This is a genomic window from Pseudomonas sp. GW821-FHT02H06 (assembly GCF_059421525.1).
Genome location: NZ_JBWKVD010000002.1, coordinates 236,809 through 261,049 on the forward strand (window position 1 = coordinate 236,809; position 24,241 = coordinate 261,049).

At 57.8% G+C, this 24,241-nt stretch carries 20 protein-coding genes and 4 pseudogenes; 22 read left to right on the forward strand and 2 right to left on the reverse strand.

Features of this window, described 5'->3' with window-relative positions:
- Nucleotides 1-6 precede the first annotated feature (6 nt).
- The 14 genes and pseudogenes from AC07VF_RS04295 (at nt 7) to AC07VF_RS04360 (ending at nt 16,034) form a co-directional block, all read left to right on the forward strand.
- Entirely contained in the window at nt 7-756 is a 750-nt protein-coding gene (locus AC07VF_RS04295) for a phage minor tail protein L (protein WP_495008184.1), read from the forward strand.
- A gap of 2 nt (nt 757-758) precedes the next feature.
- Entirely contained in the window at nt 759-1,514 is a 756-nt protein-coding gene (locus AC07VF_RS04300) for a C40 family peptidase (protein WP_495008185.1), read from the forward strand.
- A 511-nt stretch (nt 1,515-2,025) separates the two neighbouring features.
- Complete coding sequence (locus AC07VF_RS04305; RefSeq protein WP_495008186.1) at nt 2,026-2,634, forward strand: tail assembly protein; 609 nt, start codon at nt 2,026-2,028, stop codon at nt 2,632-2,634.
- A 58-nt stretch (nt 2,635-2,692) separates the two neighbouring features.
- A pseudogene (locus tag AC07VF_RS04310) lies at nt 2,693-5,581 on the forward strand (TipJ family phage tail tip protein); the annotation flags it as partial.
- Nucleotides 5,582-8,110: 2,529 nt separating this feature from the next.
- Nucleotides 8,111-8,566 (forward strand): annotated as a pseudogene (locus AC07VF_RS04315) (DUF1983 domain-containing protein); the annotation flags it as partial.
- A gap of 1 nt (nt 8,567) precedes the next feature.
- Nucleotides 8,568-8,870 (forward strand): hypothetical protein, encoded by a 303-nt coding sequence (locus AC07VF_RS04320; RefSeq protein ID WP_495008187.1) that lies wholly within the window; start codon nt 8,568-8,570, stop codon nt 8,868-8,870.
- Nucleotides 8,870-9,736 carry a hypothetical protein gene (locus AC07VF_RS04325; RefSeq protein WP_495008188.1) on the forward strand — a complete coding sequence of 289 codons (867 nt, stop codon included), beginning with the start codon at nt 8,870-8,872 and terminating at the stop codon, nt 9,734-9,736. The genes AC07VF_RS04320 and AC07VF_RS04325 overlap by 1 nt, the downstream gene beginning before the upstream one ends.
- 54 nt (nt 9,737-9,790) lie before the next feature.
- Nucleotides 9,791-10,012, forward strand: a complete 222-nt coding sequence (locus AC07VF_RS04330; RefSeq protein WP_495008189.1) for a hypothetical protein — start codon at nt 9,791-9,793, stop codon at nt 10,010-10,012.
- Nucleotides 10,013-10,390: 378 nt separating this feature from the next.
- Nucleotides 10,391-10,816 carry a cell wall hydrolase gene (locus AC07VF_RS04335; protein ID WP_495008190.1) on the forward strand — a complete coding sequence of 142 codons (426 nt, stop codon included), beginning with the start codon at nt 10,391-10,393 and terminating at the stop codon, nt 10,814-10,816.
- 52 nt (nt 10,817-10,868) lie between these two features.
- The gene (locus AC07VF_RS04340) at nt 10,869-11,084 is read left to right on the forward strand and encodes a hypothetical protein (protein ID WP_346628386.1); all 216 of its coding nucleotides are present in this window, start codon (nt 10,869-10,871) and stop codon (nt 11,082-11,084) included.
- Nucleotides 11,081-12,328 (forward strand): SGNH/GDSL hydrolase family protein, encoded by a 1,248-nt coding sequence (locus tag AC07VF_RS04345; protein ID WP_495008191.1) that lies wholly within the window; start codon nt 11,081-11,083, stop codon nt 12,326-12,328. Before AC07VF_RS04340 ends, AC07VF_RS04345 begins: the two co-directional genes overlap by 4 nt.
- 390 nt (nt 12,329-12,718) lie before the next feature.
- Nucleotides 12,719-14,359 carry a methyl-accepting chemotaxis protein gene (locus tag AC07VF_RS04350; protein WP_346628384.1) on the forward strand — a complete coding sequence of 547 codons (1,641 nt, stop codon included), beginning with the start codon at nt 12,719-12,721 and terminating at the stop codon, nt 14,357-14,359.
- A gap of 1,035 nt (nt 14,360-15,394) precedes the next feature.
- On the forward strand, nt 15,395-15,691 hold the full coding sequence (locus AC07VF_RS04355; protein ID WP_495008192.1) for a hypothetical protein: 297 nt from the start codon (nt 15,395-15,397) through the stop codon (nt 15,689-15,691).
- A gap of 43 nt (nt 15,692-15,734) precedes the next feature.
- Nucleotides 15,735-16,034: a LexA family protein gene (locus AC07VF_RS04360; protein WP_495008193.1), complete on the forward strand. Its 300-nt coding sequence runs from the start codon at nt 15,735-15,737 to the stop codon at nt 16,032-16,034.
- 667 nt (nt 16,035-16,701) lie between these two features.
- Here the strand turns inward: AC07VF_RS04360 and AC07VF_RS04365 are convergent.
- On the reverse strand, nt 16,702-16,872 hold the full coding sequence (locus AC07VF_RS04365; protein WP_346628381.1) for a hypothetical protein: 171 nt from the start codon (nt 16,870-16,872) through the stop codon (nt 16,702-16,704).
- Nucleotides 16,873-18,012: 1,140 nt separating this feature from the next.
- On the opposite strand from AC07VF_RS04365, the pseudogene AC07VF_RS04370 reads away from it, so the two are divergent.
- The 6 genes and pseudogenes from AC07VF_RS04370 to AC07VF_RS04395 all read left to right on the forward strand — a co-directional run bounded on the left by AC07VF_RS04370 (nt 18,013) and on the right by AC07VF_RS04395 (nt 22,656).
- Nucleotides 18,013-18,265, forward strand: a pseudogene (locus AC07VF_RS04370) (LexA family protein).
- The gene (umuC, locus tag AC07VF_RS04375) at nt 18,252-19,532 is read left to right on the forward strand and encodes a translesion error-prone DNA polymerase V subunit UmuC (protein WP_495008194.1); all 1,281 of its coding nucleotides are present in this window, start codon (nt 18,252-18,254) and stop codon (nt 19,530-19,532) included. The pseudogene AC07VF_RS04370 and the gene umuC overlap by 14 nt, the downstream one beginning before the upstream one ends.
- A 289-nt stretch (nt 19,533-19,821) precedes the next feature.
- Nucleotides 19,822-20,895: pseudogene (locus AC07VF_RS04380) on the forward strand (methyl-accepting chemotaxis protein); the annotation flags it as partial.
- Nucleotides 20,887-21,750, forward strand: coding sequence for a methyl-accepting chemotaxis protein (locus AC07VF_RS04385; protein ID WP_423574839.1), 864 nt, complete (start codon nt 20,887-20,889; stop codon nt 21,748-21,750). The pseudogene AC07VF_RS04380 and the gene AC07VF_RS04385, both read left to right, overlap by 9 nt.
- A 318-nt stretch (nt 21,751-22,068) precedes the next feature.
- Nucleotides 22,069-22,290 carry a hypothetical protein gene (locus AC07VF_RS04390; protein WP_495008195.1) on the forward strand — a complete coding sequence of 74 codons (222 nt, stop codon included), beginning with the start codon at nt 22,069-22,071 and terminating at the stop codon, nt 22,288-22,290.
- A 147-nt stretch (nt 22,291-22,437) separates the two neighbouring features.
- Nucleotides 22,438-22,656, forward strand: a complete 219-nt coding sequence (locus AC07VF_RS04395) for a hypothetical protein (protein WP_192171939.1) — start codon at nt 22,438-22,440, stop codon at nt 22,654-22,656.
- A gap of 59 nt (nt 22,657-22,715) precedes the next feature.
- Here the strand turns inward: AC07VF_RS04395 and pseH are convergent, their stop codons facing one another.
- Nucleotides 22,716-23,270, reverse strand: coding sequence for a UDP-4-amino-4,6-dideoxy-N-acetyl-beta-L-altrosamine N-acetyltransferase (gene pseH, locus AC07VF_RS04400; protein WP_495008196.1), 555 nt, complete (start codon nt 23,268-23,270; stop codon nt 22,716-22,718).
- A 168-nt stretch (nt 23,271-23,438) separates the two neighbouring features.
- Between pseH and AC07VF_RS04405 the strand changes: the two genes are divergently transcribed.
- Nucleotides 23,439-23,771, forward strand: a complete 333-nt coding sequence (locus AC07VF_RS04405; RefSeq protein ID WP_192171937.1) for an ElaB/YgaM/YqjD family protein — start codon at nt 23,439-23,441, stop codon at nt 23,769-23,771.
- Nucleotides 23,772-23,892: 121 nt separating this feature from the next.
- Complete coding sequence (locus AC07VF_RS04410) at nt 23,893-24,180, forward strand: DUF2934 domain-containing protein (RefSeq protein ID WP_346629884.1); 288 nt, start codon at nt 23,893-23,895, stop codon at nt 24,178-24,180.
- The last annotated feature ends 61 nt before the right edge of the window (nt 24,181-24,241 follow it).

A 24,241-nucleotide genomic window follows, 5' to 3' on the forward strand; every position in this document is an offset into this window, starting at 1 on the left:
ATTCACATGCCGCTGATCAAAGATATCCAGGTGCTCGAGCCTGGCAGTGAAGTGCTGCTGTTCGAACTGGATGGGAGCGATTTCGGGGCGGATGTGTTGCGGTTTCACGGTCATGCCATCCCGTACACGGCCGCCGAGCTGCTGGTCGCCGGCGCGGACGCCGATCAGCTGCCGGCAAAGGCAATCTGGTGGCAGGGGGAGGAGTACGGTGCCTGGCCGATGCAGATCGATGGCATCGAGGCCAATGGCGATGGCACGGCGGTGCGGCCCACATTATCTGTAGGCAACGTAAACGGGCGGATCACCGCGCTGTGCCTTGCCTTCGAAGACTTGCTGGATTTCAAGCTGACCATGCGTCACACGCTGGGCACGTACCTCGATGCGCAGAACTTCCCGAGCGGCAACCCCAATGCGGACTCTACGCAGGAAAGCATTGAGGTCTGGTATCTGGACCAAAAAACATCCGAAAACGGTTCGAGCGTGTCGTGGGAGCTCGCGAGCCCGGGTGACGTTGGCGGCGAATCCATCGGCCGGCAGATGACGACGCTGTGCCACTGGTGCCTCACCGGCGGTTACCGTGGGCCCAATTGCAACTACACGGGGCCGTACCGGGACCGGGACGGAAACCTCACCGACGACCCAGAGAAGGACGAGTGCGACGCGACGCTGGGGCGTGGCTGTGTGCCTCGATTCGGTGAGGGCAATTCCTTACCGTTTGGCGGGTTCCCCGCCGTTTCCCTGATCGCCAGGAGCTGACCATGCTGAAACACATTCTCAAGGCGGTTCAGGCGCACGCTGTCGCGCAATACCCTCGCGAGTGCTGCGGCCTGCTAATCAGCATCGGCCGAAAGCAGCAGTACATCCCGTGCAAAAACACGGCCGCCGACCCGAATGATGAGTTTCGGATTGCGCCGGAGGATTACGCCGCCGCCGAAGACCTGGGCGAAGTAATTGGCATCGTCCATTCGCATCCGGACGCCACGAGCAGGCCATCTGCGCGTGATCTGGCGATGTGCGAGGCAACGGAATTGCCATGGCACATCCTCAGCTGGCCTGAGGGAGATCTGCGAACGATCGTTCCCACCGGCAATACGCCGCTGCTGGGCCGGCCGTTCGTGCATGGCGCCTGGGATTGCTGGCAGATCTGCGCTGACTGGTACAAGCGTGAGTGGGGGTTGGAATTCGAATCTTTCAAGCGTGAGGACGGTTGGTGGGAGCAGGCCGAGGGCCCGAGCCTCTACGAGCAAGCCTACGAGGCGGCCGGGTTTGAACGTGTCAGCACTCCGCAGCGCGGCGACATGATTGTGATGGAAGTAGGGCGTACCAAGCATCCTAACCATGCTGGGATCTACCTCGGCGCAGATCCGAAGCTGCGGGGTGAAACGACTGCCGTTCACGGCGCCGGTCCGTTCCTGCTCCATCACCTCTATGGCAGGCCGTCCGAGATCATCATTTTCGGCGGGCCATGGCATGACCGCACACGGCTGATACTTCGCCATCGCGATGCGCGGTGATACCCTCGGCCCTTTCAATATGAGGGATCATCATGCGAATGTTGATTGGGGCGCTGGCAGTTGCCCTGCTGGCGGGGTGTGGAACTACGCCCGTTTCATCCAGGGATGCGAAGCCAGTTCCGTCGAGCCGAGTTCTCGGATATCAGTCATCGGTGAAGGATGGCGGCACACTGGTAGTGACTCGTGATAATGGTTGGACTGCCGGAGGAGGATGTTACATCGCTGTTTTGGTTGATGGTCGTGTCGCTGCACGGGTTGGTACTGGCGAGGTCGTCCGACTCCAGATTGCTCCAGGTCGCCACATCGTTGGATTGTCCGGTGACGCTGAAGGTGGCGGGATATGCGCGCTGAAAATCGGTCAGCCGATCAAAGAAACTGCCGCTGAGATCAGGCCTGGTGAAACCCAAAAGTTTCGGATATCCGGCGATACCAATGGGCTGGATTTGAGGCCTACATCACTGTAGATAAACAACCAAGCCGCCTCCGGGCGGCTTTTTCATAGGAAACAGAAATGTCAGCTCTCGCTATTCAGTACACCCCGAAAACCACTATCGAACTTGGAAGTATTCTTGGTCGAAAGTTCTTTCGCAGCATGCCCTTTCAGCTTGATACGGGCAGCACTTGGGAAGTTTTCCGGGCGCTGAAGGCTACCGTCCAAGGCTTTGCGGAAGAGATCGCTCGTCTACAAAGGCTGGGCATGGAGTTCGCGGTGTTTCGTAATGGCAAAAACGTCGGTGCAGGCGACTTTGATCTGGGTGGTACGAGAACCTTGCGAATCCTGCCGGTAATCAAGGGCGGTAAGCGCGCGGGTGCCTTGCAAACAATCATCGGCGTGGTCCTCATTATCGCCGGATATGCGCTGTCCGGGTTTACCGGTGGGGCGAGTATGTCTCTTGTCGCCCCGGGTGTCGCGTTAGCAGCTGGCGGCGTGATTCAAATGCTCAGCCCACAGGCCTCCGGCCTAAAGCAGAGTGCATCCCCAGAAAATCTGCCGTCCTACGCCTTCGGCAGCGCCAAGAACACCACGGCAAGCGGAAACCCGGTTCCTATCTGCATCGGCGATCGCCGGTGGGGTGGGGCGATAATCTCTGCGTCGATTCTTGCTGAAGACAAAACCTGATCTTGAACTGAAACACCTGGCCGCCGATTGGCGGTTTTTTTTATGCCTGGAGAAAAGCATGGGCGCAGCTGAGCAAATCGACATCCGTGGCGCCAAAGGTGGCAGCAGCACTCCTAAGACGCCAACTGAGGCAACGGACAGCCTGCGCTCCACGAACTTGGCAAAAATCCTGATCGCGGTGGGTGAGGGTGAGTTTGACGGCGTGCCCACGGCCGCTGACATCTATCTGGACAACACGCCGATCAGCGATTCGAGCGGCAACGTCAACTTTCCTAACGTGAAGTGGGAGTGGCGGTCCGGCAGCGTAGAGCAGGATTACATCCCGGGCATTCCATCGGTCGAGAACGAGACCGGCATCAACGTCGAGCTGCGTGCGGACAGCGCATGGATCCGTTCGATCACAAACGTCCAGCTATCGGCTGTGCGTGTTCGCCTCGCATGGCCTGCGCTTCAGCGGCAGGACGATGAGGGGAATGTCGGTGGCTATAGGATCGAGTACGCAGTGGATCTGGCCACTGACGGCGGCGCTTACCAACAAGTGCTGACGGAGGCCGTGGATGGCAAGACTACGACTCGTTATGAGCGCTCTCGCCGTATCGACCTGCCTGCAGCGACCTCCGGCTGGCAGATCCGTGTCCGCCGCCTGACCCCGAACCAGAACACTAACCGCATCGCCGACACGATGATCGTGGCCGGGCTGACCGAGGTGATTGACGAAAAGCTCCGTTATCCGAACACCGCGCTGTTGTTCATTGAGTTCGATGCCGAGCAGTTCAGCAACATTCCAGCCGTCACCGTCAAATGCAAAGCCCGTAAATGGCAGGTACCAAGCAACTACGACCCAGCCGCGCGTACCTATAGCGGCGTTTGGGATGGCTCTTTCAAGCAGGCCTGGACGAACAACCCCGCTTGGGTGACCTACGGGATCTGCACTGTTGACCGCTTCGGGCTGGGCAAACGCATCAAACCGTTCATGGTGGACAAGTGGGAGCTCTACCGGATCGCGCAGTATTGCGACCAGTTGGTGAGCAACGGCGCCGGCGGGCAGGAGCCACGCTTTCTCTGCGACATGAACCTGCAGAGCAAGCCCGATGCATGGACGCTCCTGCGCGATATTTCTGCCATTTATCGAGGCATGACCTACTGGGCCCAAGGCCAATTGGTCATGCAGGCCGACATGCCGCGCGCGCAAGATTTTGACTACGTGTTCACCCGGGCCAACGTCATCAACGGTGAACTGAACTACGGCAGCGCTTCGGCGAAAACCCGGTACACGCGCGCTATCGTGAGCTACGACAACCCGGCGAACAACTACGATACCGACGTTACTGCATATGCCGATCCCGTCCTGCAACGCAGGTTTGGTGACAAGCCGGTCGAGATCAGCGCCATCGGCTGCACGCGCGCATCCGAAGCTCAGCGTCGTGGCAAATGGGTGGTGATGAGCAACAGCCAAGACCGGACTGTCACGTTCAAGACCGGGATGGAAGGCGCTATCCCACTGCCTGGCTACATTATCCCGATCGCAGATTCGCTGTTGGCGGGGCGTGAGGTCGGCGGCCGTATATCTGCTGCCGCTGGCCGCGTGGTTACGCTGGACCGTGACACCTTGGCCAAGGCTGGCGATCGCTTAATCATCAACTTGCCCAGCGGCCAAGCCGAGGGGCGCACCGTCCAATCTGTGAAAGGTCGGGCTATCACTGTCACCACTCCGTACAGCCAAGCGCCTGACGCGCAGCTTCAGTGGGCGCTCGACGCCGACGACCTGGCTATCCCGCTGTTCCGTGTGTTGAGCACCCGGCGCACCGCCGAGGGCGACTACGAAATCTCTGCCCTGCAATACGAGCCGGGGAAGTTCGCTTACATCGACACTGGCGCGCGCCTGGAAGAACGCCCGATCAGCGTCATCCCGATCACAGTAGTTCCGGCGCCGGCGAGCGTCACCCTGACGTCGCACTCCGCGATAGACCAGGGTATCGCCATCAACACGATGACAATCACCTGGCCGGCCGTGAGTGGCGCGGTCGCGTATGACGTGGAGTGGCGCAAGGACAACGGCAACTGGATCAGGGTGCAGCGCACTGGCACCACCAGCGTCGACATCACTGGCATCTACTCGGGCGCCTATCTGGCGCGTGTCCGCGCCGTCAGCGCTTATGATATTTCGTCGATCTGGCGTAGCTCGCAGCTGACGCAGTTGAACGGCAAGGAAGGCTTGCCGCCGGCGGTAACGTCGCTGACGACCGAAAGCCTGATCTTTGGTATCGGCCTGAAATGGACCTTCCCACCAGGTGCGGAAGACACTCAGCGCACCGAGATCTGGTACAGCGCCACGCCGAAACTGGACGGCGCGATCAAGCTGGCCGATCTGGCGTATCCGCAATCCGACTACACGATGCAAGGGCTGCGTGCGGGGCAGTCGTTTTTCTTCTGGGCGCGATTGGTCGATCGCTCCGGCAACATCGGTCCGTGGTTCCCGGGTGACGGCACTGTCGTCAACGGTCAGGCCAGCGCTGATGCCGGCGACATCCTCGATTACCTCACCGGCAAGATCACGGAAAGCGAGCTTGGCAAAGAGCTGCTGTCGGAGATCGGCAAGATTGGCGGTGAAGGGCCGGGCTCCGTCAACGAGCGAGTGGATCAGGTTCGCGATGAGCTTCAACAGGCTACTGATGGCCTGGGCCAGCGAATCACCGATGTGAACAACACAGTCTCCGATGTCAAAAACGAGCTGCAGGAGCAGATCGACCAGATTGGGGACCTGGCCGATTCGATGCCGTACAAGCCGGCCGAGACATATACCTCCGGGCAAGGCACGCTTGGCGATGATGGGATCATCTATCAGGCCATCAAAGCCGTTCCGATCAACACGCCGCCGCCGAACACCGCCTATTGGCTGAACGTTGGCCAGGCAGTGCAGACCGCGAACGGCCTCGCCGCGCGCGTCAACACCGCGGAAACCAAGATCACCAGCATCGAGGGCGTGAACACCTCGCAGGCCACTCAGATCAGCGGCCTGCAAACGTCTCTGACCGGCAAGGCTGACTCGTCAGTTGTCAGCAGCCTGTCGAGCCGCGTAACAACCGCCGAAAACAGCATCAGCAGCCAAGGCACAGCCATCACAGGCCTGCAGAACACTGTCGCCGGCAAAGCGGACGCGTCGACCGTCCAGGCGTTGAGCAACAAGGTCACGCAGCAAGGCACCGATCTGACGGCCGCTGGCAGCGCGATCACTTCCATCAGTGCAAACCTCGCGAGCGTCGGCGGCGAGAACCTCTACTACAACCCGTCGTTTGATAAGCCTTGGCCGACCAACCCGGCTTTGGTGGCGGACGGCTGGTCCATCGTCGGTAACGCTACCAACCTCGTCACATCGTTGGTGGCCTCGACCCTGGATACAGCAGGCAAAGCGCAGCGGACTAACCTGACCTTGGCTGACGGCAACGCCTATGCCGACGTGGGCGCCAACGTTGATGTCGAGCCTAAGGTCGCCCCGGGCACCGTAGTCACGGCGTCCGGCCACTTCCGCTCTACGGTCGGTATTCTCGCGCAGATTTACATCCAGTACAGGAACGCGGCCGGGCAAATAATCAGCACCGATGGCCCCACTACGGCCGATGGTACTGACGCTTGGAAACGTCTGAGCCGAACCGCCACTGCTCCTGCCCCAGCCGGCACTGTTTCTGTTCGCGTTTTGTTCCGCACCCGGGGACCGGCTAACGGATCTGCGATCAGCGGCTTTAGCGAGTGGGACCGGATGCAGCTGGAGATCGCACCGGTCATGAGCGGGTGGAAGGATAACGGCAAGGTAAACGCCTCTGATATCAACGCAAGCGCAGTGGCGACAAGCGCGCTGAGCGGGCGTGTGACTCAGACCGAAACCACTTTGACCAGCGTCAGCGGCCAGCTCGTCACTCTGAACAACAGCATCGGCAGTGCTGGCGGCGACAACCTGCTAGGCAACAGCTCCTTTGAGCTCCCTTCGCCAATCGATGCCAACCGTCCCCAGTATTGGCGTGGCGACATGGGTGACGGGGCGCTGCCTGTCTTCACGTGGGTCGACTCGCCGCTGCCTTCCAGCACCAAGGCCATTCGGTTATCGAAGCCGTCCCTGATTGTCAACGGATACATCGGCCCGACCTTTGCACCTGAAGATGGGCCGAGGCCGAAGGTAGTAGCAGGCAACAGCTACACCCTCAGTGTCTACGCGCGGCTGTCGAGTGCCAGCGCCCGCTTCGCGATGTACATGGTTTTCGTGAACGAGGGCGGGACGGTGGTCTCGGCACCGCAGCTTGCTGAGACGGCAGTGGGGACTTCCTTCACACGACTGAGCATGACCGCCATCGCGCCTGCTGGAGCGACGCGCCTGCAGGTCTACCCGGGGCGCCTTTTCAACAGGTCTGGCGCAGCGGCAACCGACATGTGGATGGAGATCGACAACGTCCAGCTCCAGGAGGGCACGGTGCCGACTGCGTATTCGCCTTCGGTCCAAGGCGTCGAGATCCAACAGTCCGCGACCTCGACCGCCGTGTCCTCGCTGCAATCGACCGTCACCCAGCAGGGTCAGTCGCTGACCAGCAACAGCGCCGATATCGTGTCGCTCAAGAACAGCATCGGCAGTGCCTCCCCATTCGTGGCCGGTATTGCCTGGGAGTTCTCGAGCAATAACCGCAACTGGTACGCGACCAGCAATGGCGGTTCGCCCGTGGGCACATTCACGGCTGGCCCGGCTTACTCGACCCTTACCGGCCTGGCCAATCTCCAGGCTACCGACTCGTTCGGGAAGGCGAACGGCACCGAGAACCCCTTCGTGCGCTTCCGCTTCCGTCGTAAAAACACAACCCGCACGACAGGCTCGATGTACTGGGCGAACGAGGATGGGGGGTTGGCAGAAGCACGCCGAATTAACTTCCCGATCACAGGCAGCGAGGACTGGCAAGACATCGAACTGAACCTGTCCAGCCACGCCCAGTGGTACGGCAAGACTGGGATCTTCGCGATCCGTTTGGATCTGGAAAACAACACCGACACCACGGCAATCATCGATATCGCCTATATCGCCTTGGGGCGCCGGGCCGCCGCTGCGTCGGCCCAGGCGTTGGACGCTCTGACCAACAGGGTTACTTCGGCAGAGGGGGTTGTCACCAGCATAGCTACCCGAACCACTAGCCTGGAATCGTCGGTCAACAGCACTACCAACGGGCTTGCGACGAAGGCCAGCGCTTCAGCACTCGACAGCCTGACAACCCGAGTGTCGACTGTTGAAGGTACGACGACCAGCAGTGCATCGCGCATCACCTCGCTGGAAAGCACGGTCAATAACGGCAGCACCGGCCTTGCAACAAAGGCGAGCTCAGCCGCACTGAACTCGCTCCAGACGACTGTTACGTCGCAAGGCAACACGATCACTTCTCAGGCTTCGCAAATCAACAACCTGAACTCGGTGGTCGGAAACCAGGGTGCAGCGCTGCAGACGCAAGCTCAGGCCATCGCGGACAGTAACGGCAAGATTTCCGCAGCCTACAGCGTGCGTCTGAATCTGGCCCAAAACGGGCTGCAATACGTTGCTGGCTTCGGTATCAGCCTGGATAACAACGCTGGCACCACCCAGTCGCAGTTCGTGGTAGCAGCGGACCGATTCGCTGTCATCCGCGATGTGGCTGGCAACGTTACGTCGCCGTTCATCATCGAAGGCGGGCAGGTGTTCATGTCCGACGCCGTGATCAAGAAAGCAACGATCACGGAGGCAGTCGTTGGTAGCTATCTCAGGTCTGCGGCGAAGGCTTCGAATGGCGCGGAGATAATGACGCTCGACATGGTCGCGGGCCAGGTTATCACCCGCAACAATGCGGGTAATGGCTATTGCCAGGTCAACAGCGAGGGCATTTTCGGGGTCGTGAATAACGTCGTCATGTTCGAATTGAGGGTATGACGTGGCCGGTCTGATCCTGAGAAACAGTTCCGGGCAGGTGATCCTCGATATGACGATGAGGATCAGTCAGAACATGGGATGGGTGGACACCAATGGGGCGAACGGCAGCGCCTCGTTGCCGCCGCCCCCGGCTGGCAAGCAGCTCTACTACGTGGTGGTCCCGTTGGTTGACCTGCAGCGAGAGAAAGGAAAAAAGCCGGGCGTGACACTTTCCGGCACCTCGCTGACTTGGTCTTACTCCTACAGCACAAATGGCTGGGGTTACTTCTCAGCCAATTGCCGCATTTTTTACGGGGCTTATTAATGGCTGGTCTCATTGTCAGAAAAACTGATGGAACCGTGCTTTTCGACACGCAGTACATCACGCACGGTTTGGTGAAAAGCGCATACCTCGTAGCGGATGAAACGTGGCCTCGGAAGTACCTGAGAGGCCTCAACCTAGATCCTGATAAAGGCTCCAGCTACGACGATTCATTCCGCGCTGGCGATCAGATGTTTTCGATCACCGTTAACAATGCGTTGAATCCGATCGTGTTTCTGGTGGGCAAGGGGACGCTTCAAGGGACAACGCGGTCAGGCAATACGCTCAAACTCCTGTTCAGCGGTGCGAGTACTTCGACGAAGGCTTACGTCTTTGATCTCATGTCAGACAACGTAGCTGGAAACAAGCCCTGGCTGAAGACGCGCCGCGCAGACGGAAGTGTTTCATTCAATTCGCTGCAGGTGCCGCTGAATATCATTGCCACTGTGCAGGCCCCCGGCCCAGCGGCGGTGGACCAATTTGGCAAATTCTCTGGCCCCTATGCAGGCGGTAGCTGGCAAGTGATCCGAAGGCAGTCCGCCTCGGTTGACCCTGTTGCGCACTACGTGGTCGACATCGCGCTGGGCGGGGGCGTCGAATATGCGGCCTTTCTAAACTTCTCACGAGGTTGTGCCGGGTATTGGTCTGATGTTCTCACCGGCGTCAATCCACAGCTGGTGGGTATGTCTGAGGGCGCCTACGGGGGAGTTGGTGGCGTCAGTTTCATGTTCGGACCTGCTGGTGCAACGACAGACGGAGCATATAGCGGTGCAATGTCGTCGCCCGGATCGGTAGCGGCTCTTCCAACTGACCGCTATCCAGTTGCTCTTGTGGTGGCGACTTCCAATCTTCCATTCCCATATAACTGAAACAATTTTCGAAACTCGCTACATCAACCTTCTAATCAAACGCTGGAGAATGAAATGCCTTTTATCATCATCAACGGTAGCAACGCCTACGACCCAAACAACCAGCAGGAGTACGCCACTGCGGAAGAGGCAGATGCCAAGGCGCGGGAGATTCTCCAGGCCTTCCCTCAGTCCATCGTCCGGACTGCCCAGCTCCTGAACAGCTACTCCGCAAAGGTCACGATCACGTCCAAGGCTGTACCCGAGGCCTCTACTACTCAGAATGCATATGGCTAGTCGAAGCAGGGGTGGATGTCCCGGCGGTTCCGTACTTAGTTTCTTGGGCGCCGTCTTGGGCCATGGCGCTGCCTAGGCGAGTCAGGAGTCAGGTCTAGCAAATGGAGCTGCCGTGCCCATCGCGCTGCTTCTTCAATTGAGTCGAAGAAATACTGCTGACCGTCGCCCGCCGTGATTTTGAGCACCACCTCTACGTTGCGCTCCTTGAAGTGCGCAGGTCTCTCAATGCCGGTGATCCTGCGGTAGCTTAGTGACATCTTGATCTCCAGTTGACGCATTAGGTTACGCGCGCCCACGCACTGGTGAAAACCCCCTTGAACAGATAGTTATAGATCCAGCCCGCTATTTCGCGGGCTTTTTTACGCCTGGAGAAAAGTGATGACAGTGACTGAAAAAGACCGTGATGTGTTGGCGCGAACTCTGTGGGGTGAAGCGCGCGGGGAGGGCCTCGCCGGGATGGTCGCCGTGGCCTGGACGATCCGCAACCGCGTGGACGACGGCAAGGATAAATCGTGGTGGGGCGAGGATTACGCCGGCGTCTGCAAGAAGCCGTACCAGTTCAGTTGCTGGAACCGGAGCGACCCGAACTATCAGTTTCTGAGCGGCGCGCGCGCGATCCCTTTCCGCGAGCTGGCGCAGTGCCGCATTGCTGCTGACCAGGTAATCGACGGCAATGTCCCAGACCCCACTGGCGGGGCGACCCACTACTACGCGACCACCATGCCGAAGGCGCCGGACTGGGCGGCCAAGGCAAAGCGGACGCTGAAGCTTGGCAACCATATTTTCTTCCGCGACGTGCCTTGATCGCGCCGATCATCAGGCTGCCCTCAGTACAGATTCAGATTAGGAGAAGAAGATGCAATCCCAACAATATATCGCCCCCGCGAGCCTGGCACCGGTGACGCTCGCGGTCAAAGCAAACGGTGGAAGTGTAAAGGTCGAAAAGCAGGTGGGCACCGATTGGGTTGTGTCTGATGTGTTCGCGCAGGACGGCGCCTGGCGTCTTGATCTTGGTTATTCGCAAACACGCTTTACGCCATCGGCCGGTGCGGTATTCGAGATTTACTCATGAGCCTTCTGATCAGCAATGCGGTGGCTCGCCGCCGCATCCGTCGCGGTCTCGGACTGTTGGGCGACAGCTTCAGCGCGAACTGCCACACCGTTGACCCCAAGGCGTTTGGCACTGAAGCCTACGGTTACGCTGGAGCGATTGCGGCGAAGACCGGACTGTTCCCGAGCTACCTGGACAATCAAGGAAAGGTTGGCGACCACACTGGGCAGTTTATGGCGCGGCTTCCGGCTTGTCTGACTTCGGCCACTGCAGATCTGTGGATGCTGCTATCGCGCACCAACGACAGCACCACGCCGGGCATGACGCTGGCGGACAGCAAAGCGAACGTGATGAAGGTTATCACCGCCTTCCAGAATACGCCTGGCAAATACCTGATCGTCGGGACCGGCACGCCTCGATTCGGCACCAAGGCGCTGACCGGCCAAGCGCTGACGGACGCGATTGCCTACAAGGACTGGGTGCTGAATTATGTCAGCCAGTTCGTGCCGGTGGTCAACGTCTGGGATGGGTTCACACAGGACATGACTGTCGATGATCTTCACCTGAACATGATAGGCGCTGACTTCTTCCAGGCCCGTTGCGTGCCGATCATCAACGCCAACTTCGAATTCTTCGGCGTGCCATTGCCTACAGATGCCGCCGATCTGTACTCGGCAATTCGCCCATTCGGCTGTCTCAACGCCAACCCTCTGATGATCGGCGTGGGCGGTACGCTGCCAGCCGGCGTCAATGCGGTGGCCGGTTCGGTGCTGGCGGACAACTACAAGGCGGCCGGCTCTGGCCTGGCTGGCGTCACCACTCGCTGGTACAAAGAGCAAGGTCAATACGGGGAGGTGCAATGCATTGAACTGAACGGCAGCATGACAGCCGCAGGCGGCTATATTTACCTGCAGCCAAACGCCAACGTCACGCTCGACAGTTTGCTGGCTGGTGACCTGGTCGAGATGGTATCGGCAGTTGAAATCGCCGGGACATCGCGCGCGATACTTGGCTGGGAGGCCGAGCTGATCTTCACGAAGCCGGTGAACGGCGCCTCAACGACGATCTATTACCGCTCAATGGACAAGTACCAGGAGCCTTTCACCTTGCCAGCCGTGTTCTCGGGAGCTCTTGAGACCCAGCGAGCTACAGTCGACAAATCGGAGACACTGGTGACCGCCCGGATGGGGTTGTATCTGGCTACCGGCGTCAATCTGCAGGGTGTTCGTGTGAAGGCTGGCCAGTTCGGAATCAGGAAGGTGTAGGGGGTGTGCTCGACTCGGCGAGTCGAATGCGCGGTACAGATCCCGGCAGCAGGAGCCCGCCAGAGAAGGTAGGCGGGCCTGGCGGGCTAGGCCTCGTACTGCTGAAGCCCGTTTTAAGAATAGACAAGGGGCGGGGGAAAGCCAGGTTCAGGCATCACCACGTCTGTCTGCGGCGCGTCCCCACTCATCTATCACCGCACGATGGCCGAGTACCACGAACTGCTCACGCTGCCCACGAGGTGGAAACATAGTGGTGCGGCTTTGACTAATACTGAATCGGCGGAAATTGCGCACCGCTGACATGCTTCAAGTTTTCCGCATCTAGGCCGCTATGCTTTTTGCAGAACCTGGATTCACCAACCATTTTGTATCTCCTAATGAGTGATTTATATGTCCTGGCTGAGAAAGCTTAAGCTAAAATCGAAGCTGCTACTGTCCTTTGGCTTATGCGCGATGATCACCCTGATTGTCGCCGGGCTAGGTCAGTCCGGTATCGCCAAGCTGTATGGCCAGCTGCAGGATACTGTCACAAATAACCTTGTCTCAATCCAGAAAACCAACGCAATAAAGACAAACACTGTTGCCACCCACCGCGATTTCTTCCAGGCCATTGTGCTGACGGCTTCTGCCGCCAGTGCTGATGATGTAAACGTCGTCATCCAGTCATATCACGACAATCAGTCTGAGGCCCAAGCTGCGTTTAAGCTATATCGCGCTACTCCCCTTGAGGCGGACGAACGGGCCGCAGGCGATCAATTTGAACGTGATTGGCCGGCTTACATTGCAGCTGTGGATGCAGGTTACGCTGCGCTCAAAAATGGCGACATTGCACAGGCTAGAATGCTTGGTGCGACCAGCGTAACACCCGCATATCTCAAGGTCATTGCAGAACTCAATATCATAATCGATTCCAACTCTCGGCAGGCTCTTGAGGTCATGGTGGATGGTGATAATGCCAACAAGCAGGTGACTTGGGTGCTTGTCATAGGTTGCTTAATCGCTATGGTTTGCGCTGGAGCGCTTGGCCTGATCGTCACAGGCATGATCACACGCCCGATATTCTTGTCTGTCGAAGGTGCAGGTCGCATTGCTAATGGCGATCTGACCTACCCCATCGAAGTTCGTGGTACTGATGAAACCGGACAACTGCTGCGATCGTTGTCCGATATGCAAAGCAACCTCAAGGGCACCGTGCAGCAAATTGCAGATGCCTCAAACCAGTTAGCTTCAGCAGCCGAAGAATTAACTGCCGTTACAGAGGACAGCACTCGTGGACTGGTTCGGCAAAACGATGAAATTCAACAAGCGGCAACTGCAGTTAACGAAATGACGGCCGCGGTGGAAGAAGTGGCACGTAACGCTGTCAGCACATCTCAAATCTCCACTCAAACCGCTGAGGACGCGTCGAAAGGTCAGAAACAGGTCCAGCAGGCTGTGACGGCCATCAATACCGTGACTGAGGAAATTACTGACTCGACGCAGCGGGTAGAAGCGCTGGCCGGACAAATCCACGAAATTACAAAGGTTTTGGACGTCATTCGTGGCATTGCTGAACAGACAAACCTCCTCGCGCTCAACGCGGCAATTGAGGCAGCGCGGGCGGGCGAGCAAGGTCGTGGTTTTGCAGTAGTGGCCGATGAAGTTCGTGCCTTGGCCCACCGCACCCAGACCTCGACTGGCGAGATCGAAGCCATGATCAGCCGCGTTCGTAGCGGCGCCGACGATGCAGTGCAGGCCATGGGGAAAAGCCAAAATCTCGTGCGAAGTACTCAGCAGCTCGCGACTGAGGCCGGTTTGGCTTTGGAACGGATTAACCAAGGCGTCAGCCAGATCAATGAACGAAACCTGGTGATAGCCAGCGCGGCAGAGGAGCAAGCCCAGGTAGCGCGCGAGGTTGACCGAAATCTAGTAAACATCCAGGATCTTTCGACTCAAACGGCGGCAGGCGCCAACCAAACGAGCGCCTCGAGTCAGGAGCTATCGCGGCTGGCAATTTCATTCAACACGTTGGTGGCGCAATTCCGACTTTAATCAGCTCACGACAGCTCCGTGATTTTCCTGCCGTAAGCCCTTTATCGATGAATGCATGCGCTCTTGGAGTTAGGGTTAGGTGAGTCGGAGCGACACAGCTAGATCGATTTCCAGTGGGCTTGGCGGTGACAAATATCATCGCCTCCGACGTCGTTAAGGTTTCGCTGCCTTAAGATTCCAAGAGCAAGCCCCAGATTGCTTGTTCTTCGATGTATGGCCTAAAATCGAGCGAAACGGCGATCAGCTGGCGACAGGGCCGGAGTTTGAGTCTCGGGTCGCGCCTGACTCTTTGGCGGATCTGTCAAATTTGGGATTGGGACGGTTTGAACTTTCGTCAGCTGCTGACTTAGGGGACGTTGACTGGCAGTAATCCTGAGACGGTATGAGCGCCTTCGAACTCAACCGGCAGAGAAGAGCTGCATGGCGTACCGCTTGCTTAATTCGTCATCTGATCCGCTCCGCGTTATACGCGCGTTGCGGCTGGGCCACGATCTCCAATGGGGGCTGGAGTCTGGCCTCGAGCGTATTTGGAACGCGGAAACCGTCGCCGGTCTGAGCCATGCTCATGGCCGCGCTCTTGGTCTCGGCGTAGGGCTCGGGTTGGTGAAAGCTGTCACCCCGCAGCAGTTCAATATATTGGCTGAGGCTTACACTCGAGCTTTCGAAGAGCGCCTCGCAGTATTGACCGGGCAGCCCCCGCCTTCATCCATCTCCCTTTCGACCGAAAAAAAGCGCTCGGCCAGATAGCGGCCCCTTACCTGATGCCTATAAACGTTCAATTCGCCTTCAGTCGAATTGATTATCTCGACACGAGTCATTGCAGATCGTTGTAGCGTCCGATCGGCGAAAGGTGATATCCATTGATGACCAATTGCTCTGGGACAAGCTTCTTGAGGTGATGGTCCATCGGCTCGTAGATCGAGTATCGTCCGCGAATGAGGTCACCTGTCGCAAATTGGCTTACACAGTGTTGACCGCATTCGTCCCGCTTAGTTAACTGTACGCATATACAGCATCACTAAGCGAAGCATTCTCATGTACGTCCTTATCACCCCGCGCCGCCAAATGGGCGTCGCCATACCGAAAGACCAACTCAGCAAGCTCCCGACGTTCAAAGGCGACGTGCAGATCGTTGAGTCTCAGTGCTCCGCCCTCGGCCGCATCACCCGAGAAGCCTTCATTTTGAACTGCGTCGGGCACGCGCGGGATGCTTTGCCAAGGCTTATCGATGCCAGTGTGACGAGCATGGGTACCCAGGGCCTGATCATCTCCGGCATCGAGCAGATCGAAGAGGCGTTCTACTTCCAGTCGTGGTGGTGCCGCTTTGAATGACTATATATCCCTAGACCACCTGAATATCTCACTGGACCAGCTCTTGAACATCCGCGCGCCGGGCACTTACCTGGTGAAGGTTGAGGGCGAGAGTATGGAGGGGGCTGGCATCTTTTGTGGTGATCTGCTGATAGTCGACAAGGGGATCGATGCCAAGGCCGGGCAGGTCATCATCGGCGTGGTCAACCAACAACCGCTGGTCAAGTACCTCGCCTTTGTGGGTTGCCACGTGGTGCTGCGCTCCGCGAACCGGAAATACCACGACCGCTTCATCATGGAAGGGGACGACTTCGATATCTGGGGCGTGGTTACTCACAGCATCCGTGATCATGGGAGGAATTGAGCACGAGCCTGGAGGCGCGCGGAATTGAAATTCGGGATGACCTGATCGATATCGCGGCGGCGACAGATCGCCCGCAACCACTGGTCAGGCCACGCTGTAGCATTACACCGGATAGGCCTCATTGATGAGGAGGAGTTGCGGGAGATGTTGTTCACGCCGATGCAGCGTATGGCCATGTGGCGGAAGAGTGATTAGTAATCGTTGGCAGAACGCCGGGAAGGGGATGTAGCCGATGTGAGGCAACGGCGGGACTAAGGATCTCGTACCATTTTTTTGCGTATCAAACGGTCAAGGCGGGTAGATCCGGGTAAGCAAATTGCCGGAATTATTGCCCTAGTTTTTTGGATCAACGCACTCAGAATTATGTCGCATGCGCCGGTATCGCTTTCGAGACTGAAGCGCGTTCGGAGCCCCGACTAATTTCGTTTTTGACAAAGGGGCGTATGTTGACAATGCGCCCACATAGTTGCTTGGCTCGGTAGAGATTGGCTTAGCGAGCATAGTCGATTTCACGGGTCTGGCTTTGGGGATGTTCCTGCTGGTGGGCGAAATCAGTTCCGAAACGCAACGCACGCTCCGCGTTCATGCCGTCTGTAGCTCGGGGGGTTTTAAAAAGTATCGGAACGCTAATAACGGCGCATGGGCCTCGAGCCACGCTTCAGTTACGTTAACTCAGGGGCGTCGCGGCAGGCTTCAATAGGTTTGCTCGAATTAAATGGATGCGTGCCTGATCGAACTTGCCGGAGCGCTCCAACTCAGCGGCCATCTCAAGATGCCACTCCACCATCGCCTGAAGTTTCGCTATTTGATTCAGGCTTCGTCCGTTCACTTGGGGCATCCTGCCCTCCTTTATAGTGTGTGATCTTGTTGTCTGAAGCATAGCCGACCGTTCGCAAAGCTTGGATGAGACCTTGGTCTTAGGCGAAAAAACTTCTCACACATGACGTTACAGCGGCCAGAAAACGGGTCACCACCCCACCCCTTAACGTCAAATCAGTGACCGAGGCTGAAGGACGGCAGAGCTTTGGAAAACGGGAGAAGAGGGTATACAGAACTCCTGGCGAGTGCGCAAAACCTACTCTGGAGGCCGCGTGTTTTCGTTTGCAAAGCCACAAGAAGGGCCATATTTTGCGACGCCGGTTAGGTGGGTATTTCCTTATTAAACAAAGTCTTGCTGGACTATGGTCCCCAGCATGGGGTGCTAGGGGTCGAGTGTTCGAATCACTCCGTCCCGACCATATTTTTCAATGACTTAGCCCAACCTTCTCAGGTTGGGCTTTTTCATGCGCGTAAGTTTTGCGGGACTTGTCTGAGCCCCGCCTGGAACCAGGTTTGAGCGTTGCTCAGACGTACCTAAGGGATGTGTGCCTTCAATAACAGCCTGGCTGATTCGGCGGTGTGCCATTGCAAGGGATGGTTCCGGCTCTGTATATGCCCCGATAATCGCCCTGGCTGAAATGGTTACACCCCGAAAGCATAACAACTGCGATGGCCAGTGCCAGGATCCTGAGTTTCATCGTGTTCTCCCTGTAAGTTTGACTTTCATAATGAATGACGCAGCCATCGGTTGGCATTGATCGGCACGCTACGCGCCTCTGTCGCCTGAAGCTGATTATCCAGATCACTCGACAGGTTCTTCAAGGGGGATCGACCCACTGCATCCTTTGATTTCTTACACTCCCACGTCCTTGCCACTTCGAACCAAGTGAATTGCGCGGCTAGCATGCCGCACATCTTCATAACCTCAACCCCGAGTCATCGGCGCGACGCTGTAGCACTCGATCGGCCAAAAGTCGTATTCATCAAACATCCACTGCTCTGGCGCAAGCTTCTTGAGGCAATGTTCCATAGGCTGTTGGATCGAGCAGCGTCCGCACATGCGGTCACCCGTCGAAATTTCCTGCACAGAACATTGACCGGACGCAGGCCAGAACGTTAACTGTATATAAATACAGTTATTTACAACTAGGCTTGCATCATGAGCGTCACTGTTCTCGGCCCACTGTCGGCCAGCGGCGAAAAGCTGCGTCTTTATGCCTTTAACGTACCTGCCGGCTTTCCATCGCCGGCGGCTGATCACATCGAGAAGCGCATCGCTCTGCACATGCGGGGGGAAGAGGTTGTTCTGAAGTCGGAGAACCCGAACTACCCCTCTCGCCATGTGGTGGAAGGGGATGAGTTGGTGATCTGGGGCGTGGTGATTCAGCGTTCGCGATCATGACAAAGCCTGAGCCCGTCTTTGCGCTGATCGACTGCAACAGCTTTTATGCGAGTTGCGAGCGCGTCTTTCGGCCTGACCTCGCCAAAACGCCCATCGTGGTGTTGTCGAATAACGACGGCTGCGTGATTGCCCGAAGCTATGACGCAAAGCCCTTCGTGAAGATGGGTGCGCCTTACTTTCAGATCAAGGACCAGTTGCGCCGAGACGGTGTGATCGCGTTCAGCAGCAATTACGCGCTGTATGGCGACATGAGCGAGCGGGTCATGAGCATTATCGAATCGATGGTCCCCGCGCTGGAGGTGTACAGCATCGACGAGGCCTTCGCTGACCTGTCTGGCATCCCCGGCGACTTGACGGCGTTCGGCAGGCAGATTCGGGCGACCCTCTACAAGCGCACCGGCATTCCGGTGGGCGTGGGCATAGCCCGCACCAAAACACTGGCAAAGCTCGCCAATCACACGGCGAAACGCTTGCTGGCGAAGACCGGCGGGGTGGTCGATATCTGCGATCCGTTCAACCGTGACTGGACGTTGCGTAACACGGACGTCGGCGAAGTGTGGGGCGTGGGCAAGCGCATGAAGGCCCATCTCGAAGTCATGGGGATCAAGACCGCGATGGATCTGGCGAAGGCCGATCCCTGGACGCTGCGGCAGAAATTCAGCGTTGTGATCGAGAAGACTGCGCGCGAGTTGTCGGGAACTCCATGCCTGGAGTTGGGGGAAGCCGATCCGCCGAAGCAAGAGATCTGCTGCAGCCGAATGTTTGGCAGCCGTTTGACAACTATCGAGCCCATCAGGGAAGCCGTCGCCACCTATACCCAGCGCGCCGCGGAAAAGCTCCGGGCACAGAACTCGTTGTGCAAAAAAATCCGGGTCAGTATCCGAACGGGGATGTTCAATCCTGAGGAGGCCAAATATGCCAACGGCGCTCTGGTCGAATTGCCGTACCCCACCAATGACGTGCGCTTGATGACGAAAGCGGCAACGGAAGCGGTCAACCGGTTATTCCGGGAAGGCTTCAAATACAGCAAGGCCGAAGTCCTTTTAATGGACCTGCGGCAGCCCGGCGAATTTACCGACGACCTGTTCGCCCATTCGCAACCCGTGGAAGCCGAGAAGGTGATGAACGTGCTGGATGAGATCAATGCCAAGTGGGGGCGTGGAACGCTGCGCGCGGCGAGTGTGCCGGCTGCCCCTGAGTGGGCCATGCGGCGGGATCTGATGAGTCAGAGCTTTACGACACAAATCGGTCAGCTGTGGATCGTGAGGTGCAATTAGGGTCATCGCTGTCAGAAACGAGCGTTGCACGTGGTTTCCCTTAATTCCACCGTGGCACCCGCTCCCGAATGGCGAAAATCAGCCATTCGAATGAGGTTGGGCGTGCCCTTCAACCCTCCCGAACGCGGAGCCCGGGTTCTGAAGCCTGGCCGGGGGCCGAGGGTGATCAACCACGATCGATAGAGAAATTCGAACTAAATCATCAGTTTTAACGATGATCCTTTTGATTAACTTTTTATATAAGGAGTCGATAACAGAGCATTACGAAAAAATCAAAGGTTAAAAGGCGATGAGATCCAACTGGTTGGATAATTTGAAAGTAAGCAAGAAGCTCGGCTTGGGCTTTGGTGCCATTCTGCTGGGCGTTCTGGTGGTTACCGGGATTGGTTATGGCAGCGCGAACCTGCTTATCCAGCGACTGGAGAAAGCAGCCAGGGTCGCTGAAGTGAAAGCCGATATGCTCGACGTTAAAGTGGCGTCGCAAACCTACGCGGCCAGCCCCAGTGCCGGCGCTGCGGAAGCGTATAGCGTTGCCCTTGCGTCATTGAACAGCACCATCGATAAAGGTTTGCAGATCCTGACCGTCGCCAAAAACGTGGACATGCTCAGGGGGATCGATAACCAGGCAGCAGAACTCAAGAAAACCTTCGATCAACTGGTCAGCAACAACCAGAAAATCGATGGGGCGATGAAACCGTTGATCAAGGTCTCGGATGAAGTAAGCGCGACCTTCGAGAGCCTGCTGCAGAAGACGTTGGACGATGCTTCAAACTCGCCAGACCAGGCCGGTATCGACCATGTGAAAATTGCAGGCGACCTGCGCAATGGTATGACCAACTTCCGTCTGGTATTCCGTCGCTACTTGAGCATTCCTACCGAAGACAATCGCCAGGCCACTTTTGCGACTGCCGACGCGCTGGTTAGCCAGGTGGCTGAAGCCCGAAGCCAGTTACCCGCGCAGTCAACTGCAGCAGTTGACACCTCGCTTGTCGCGCTCCGGCAGTACAAGGAGAACATGGCGACGATCTCGCAGATGCTGCAACAAAATGACCAGATACGTGACGCGTTACAAAAGCTCACGACCGACACCGTAAAAAGTGTCGAGGACTTGATGGCCTCCCAGGTCGTTGCAGCAAACAATGAAAAGAGCAATGCGATCATCCAGTTGTTCAGTGTTGCGTTAGTGGTGCTGTTACTGGGTGTTCTCGCCGCAGCATTGATCACCCGCCAGATCACTCGTCCACTGAACGACAGCGTCATCGCTGCCCGTCGCATCGCCGATGGCGACCTGACCTACGACATTGGCACAGACCGGAAAGACGAACTGGGCCTGCTGCAAAACACCATGCAGCACATGACGTCTTCCTTGCGTGAACTGATTGGTGGCATCGGGCAGGGCATTACCCAGATCGCAACCGCCGCCGAAGAGTTGTCGGCCGCGACCGAACAGACCAGCGCTGGCGTCACCCAGCAGAAACTGGAAGTGGACCAGGTGGCAACTGCCATGAATGAAATGGCTTCAACCGTGCAGGAAGTTGCACAAAACACCGAGGATGCGTCGCGTGCGGCCCGGCAAGCGACCGAGCGTGCGGCCCATGGCAGCACGGTCGTACAGCATGCAACCAAGGAAATCAGTCAGCTGTCTGGAGAGGTCGGGCAGTTGGGCGTGGCAATGCAGCGTCTGACCCATGACAGCGATAAGATCGGCAGCGTCATCGACGTGATCAAGGCCGTGGCGGAGCAGACCAATCTGCTCGCACTCAACGCCGCCATCGAAGCTGCACGCGCCGGCGAACAGGGTCGCGGCTTTGCAGTGGTGGCCGACGAGGTCCGGTCATTGGCCCAGCGGACACAGAGCTCGACCACTGAAATCGAAGCGCTGATCCAGGCCCTCCAGCACGGCACTGTGGAAGCGTCGAGTTTGATGGACGCCAGCATGCGGCGAACAGAGGGCACCGTCGAGCTGGCGCGGCAGGCCGAGCAAGCCCTCGTAGAGATTACGCATTCCATTGGCACGATAGAGCAGATGAGCCAGCAAATTTCGGCTGCGGCCGAGGAGCAGAGCGCGGTGACCGACGAAATCAATCGCAGCGTGATCAGTGTTCGTGACGTCGCTGACCAGTCTGCTACCGCGACGGAGCAGAGTGCTGCCTCGACATTGGAACTGGCACGCCTGGGCAATACGCTGCAGAACATGGTGGCTCGCTTCAAGGTGTGACGACCCCCACGGTGGGCTGCACAAAAGAAACCGCTTCGGCGGTTTTTTTGTTCGTCGCATTCAGTGCGTTGCTCAGTGTACAGGCCTGTTGAAGAGTCATCTCGAGCGACTGGCTGGGCAAAGAGGGGAGCCGGGGAACAGACTGGCTCCGGGGGCAGATCTTGAAATGCGCCTTTGGAGGCCGGCCTGATCGCGATGACCGGCAGATCAGTTTCCATCGGCTTCACGCGCCATTCATCTTCCACCGGGCACTAATCCTTCCTGATGCACCTCTGTCCTGTAAGCGCAGATTTCCTGCGACTCGTACTGGAGGTCATCATGGGTATCGAAGACAACGGGCCAGATAACGCATATCAGGGCCCTGCCGAGCCGGGTAGCGAAGAAGAGGTCTATCCCGACGCAAGTGCCGACTCGGCTGAAGGCATCGACAACGAAGAGGATGCCGCCATCGCAGCCCGAAACAAGGGGCTGGATGAGATGGAGATTCCTGACAATCCGCCTGTCGACGAGGACGAAGAGCCCTCTCCCGGTAACAGCTAGCGGCCGATGTCACACCAAACCCCACCCAGCGTGGGGTTTTTCTTACAACACGACGAATGTGTTAAACAAACGAGCCACTCGTCGGAACGCGAGCACTAACAAGGGGTTGGGTACTCCATTCATTAATCAAAAAATAAGGTGCCCCGGATGAGACCTCAGACCAACGATATTCCTAACGCACTCGACCTGATCAGCGAGCTGGATCAGGCAACTGAGCAGATGATGTCTATCCCCGTCGAGCACATCGGCGGCATGCAATGGGAAGAGGCTTTCGTGCGGCAGCAGAGCGCTTTTAGAAAATGGCGCGACTATCTGTACTGCAAAGCCGATGAACGCCCGGCGGTTCGCCTGCTTAACATCGCCTGATCTGCGAACAGCTCCATCCGCATCAAGCCAAGCATGGGCGCGCATTTCTGCACAATGCGCTAGCGACGTCCTGCAATCCGCTCCACCGCGGCTAGTACCTTGGGCCGCTGCGCCTGCCATTCACTTTTGGTGATACCCAGCAGCACGGCGTCGATACGCTTGCCATCGCGCACGATGTGTTCCCGCCGTACGCCCTCGATCACAAAGCCGAATTTCTGGTGCATCTTGATCACCGCCGGGTTGATCTCAAGCACTTCGCAATTGAGTTTTTCCAGTCCTGCGGCGCCGAACGCGTGGTCGAGCATCCACAACTCCACCTGACTGCCGAGGCCTTTGCCCTGCAGCGTGGTGTCGAGATAAAAGGCCCAGTCCGCTGTGCCGTGGGTGGTGTTGATGGCGCTCAGGGACACAACGCCAACGGGCGCAGCTTCCATCACGATGGCGAAGACCTGCTGCCGGGCGCTGTCACGCAGCCCCTCAAGCCAGTTCAGATGCTCGGCCTCGCCGATTTCATGGTCCGTGTACATGAACTTGCGCACGTCTGGCTGGTTGCGCAGTTGCCGAACGCTGGCCTGTTGATCAGCTGGCAGTTCGAGGATCGGCACGACTTTCATTGAGTCCCTTTTAAATACGTCATACGGCTGTTGAATCCGATTTCAGGCTGCACCGCGAGCGGTGCATGATCAATTGCGGTGCGGCGAAAAGAGGTTTTTTCGAAGTCACTGGAACGAATCGATTGGCGATTTAGTCAACCTTTCTCACACCCAGGAGGCAAAACTATTATGGCAAGCGATATCACCGAACAACTGCGTGACGATCTTTATCAGAAAACCCGTTCCGAGCTGAACACTTTTCTCGACGAGACCAATGCCTTGCTGGCGGCAGGGGATGCCTTGAATGAGGATCGCACCACCCAGGCCCGTGAGCGGCTGAAGGATTTTCTGGCCCGCGGCACCAGCGCAGTGACCGAGATCGAGATGGAAGCCCAACCTGCGCTGACCCGTGCGGTGGGTAATGCCAAATCCTACGTGACGACCCATCCCTGGGCCGCCGTCGGCGTGGCTGCAGGCCTGGGCCTGGTTGCCAGCCTGTTGCTCAAACGCAACAGGGATTGAGGAGGCCATCGTGGTTCGCCGCCGATTTCCGGTGGATCCGTTAAGTCCGACCAGCGGCCGGCTTGCGTTCGCCGGCCTTTGCACGCCCGTCATTTACCCTCGTTATCGGCTGGTACTATTCATGGCGGGTACCGTAGCGGAGGCTGGATTCGGCACCGCTCTGGCGCCGGCCAATGTCCTGCGCAAGCATCAATGGGGGATACGCATGAATGTCGACGAAGACACTGTTCGTCAGTTGGCCCAGTTGATCTGGGAGACCGAAGGCAAGCCTGAAGGGCAGGAATCCCGTCACTGGGAAATGGCCACACGCCTGGCGGAGTCCGCTGCCATGGCGCCGGTTCGCACTTCAAGCAAGCACAAGGTCGATACGTTGTTCCCGTCGCCCGATGAGGCAGACCCCAACGTGTGACAGGTCTGGAGCTCGCCCGGACGCAGTGTCAGGGCAGAGCTCGGATCAACCGCGCAATCAA

What these genes read in the sequence shown, in the direction of transcription:
- AC07VF_RS04410 (WP_346629884.1), top strand. Translation starts at nt 23,893, where the DNA reads ATGGCGGGTACCGTAGCGGAGGCTGGATTCGGCACCGCTCTGGCGCCG.
- AC07VF_RS04350 (WP_346628384.1), top strand. Translation starts at nt 12,719, where the DNA reads ATGTCCTGGCTGAGAAAGCTTAAGCTAAAATCGAAGCTGCTACTGTCC.
- AC07VF_RS04345 (WP_495008191.1), top strand. Translation starts at nt 11,081, where the DNA reads ATGAGCCTTCTGATCAGCAATGCGGTGGCTCGCCGCCGCATCCGTCGC.
- AC07VF_RS04300 (WP_495008185.1), top strand. Translation starts at nt 759, where the DNA reads ATGCTGAAACACATTCTCAAGGCGGTTCAGGCGCACGCTGTCGCGCAA.
- AC07VF_RS04330 (WP_495008189.1), top strand. Translation starts at nt 9,791, where the DNA reads ATGCCTTTTATCATCATCAACGGTAGCAACGCCTACGACCCAAACAAC.
- AC07VF_RS04405 (WP_192171937.1), top strand. Translation starts at nt 23,439, where the DNA reads ATGGCAAGCGATATCACCGAACAACTGCGTGACGATCTTTATCAGAAA.
- AC07VF_RS04305 (WP_495008186.1), top strand. Translation starts at nt 2,026, where the DNA reads ATGTCAGCTCTCGCTATTCAGTACACCCCGAAAACCACTATCGAACTT.
- AC07VF_RS04395 (WP_192171939.1), top strand. Translation starts at nt 22,438, where the DNA reads ATGAGACCTCAGACCAACGATATTCCTAACGCACTCGACCTGATCAGC.
- AC07VF_RS04365 (WP_346628381.1), bottom strand. Translation starts at nt 16,872, where the DNA reads ATGCCCCAAGTGAACGGACGAAGCCTGAATCAAATAGCGAAACTTCAG.
- AC07VF_RS04295 (WP_495008184.1), top strand. Translation starts at nt 7, where the DNA reads ATGCCGCTGATCAAAGATATCCAGGTGCTCGAGCCTGGCAGTGAAGTG.
- AC07VF_RS04340 (WP_346628386.1), top strand. Translation starts at nt 10,869, where the DNA reads ATGCAATCCCAACAATATATCGCCCCCGCGAGCCTGGCACCGGTGACG.
- AC07VF_RS04325 (WP_495008188.1), top strand. Translation starts at nt 8,870, where the DNA reads ATGGCTGGTCTCATTGTCAGAAAAACTGATGGAACCGTGCTTTTCGAC.
- AC07VF_RS04355 (WP_495008192.1), top strand. Translation starts at nt 15,395, where the DNA reads ATGTACGTCCTTATCACCCCGCGCCGCCAAATGGGCGTCGCCATACCG.
- pseH (WP_495008196.1), bottom strand. Translation starts at nt 23,270, where the DNA reads ATGAAAGTCGTGCCGATCCTCGAACTGCCAGCTGATCAACAGGCCAGC.
- AC07VF_RS04385 (WP_423574839.1), top strand. Translation starts at nt 20,887, where the DNA reads ATGACGTCTTCCTTGCGTGAACTGATTGGTGGCATCGGGCAGGGCATT.
- umuC (WP_495008194.1), top strand. Translation starts at nt 18,252, where the DNA reads ATGACAAAGCCTGAGCCCGTCTTTGCGCTGATCGACTGCAACAGCTTT.
- AC07VF_RS04335 (WP_495008190.1), top strand. Translation starts at nt 10,391, where the DNA reads ATGACAGTGACTGAAAAAGACCGTGATGTGTTGGCGCGAACTCTGTGG.
- AC07VF_RS04390 (WP_495008195.1), top strand. Translation starts at nt 22,069, where the DNA reads ATGGGTATCGAAGACAACGGGCCAGATAACGCATATCAGGGCCCTGCC.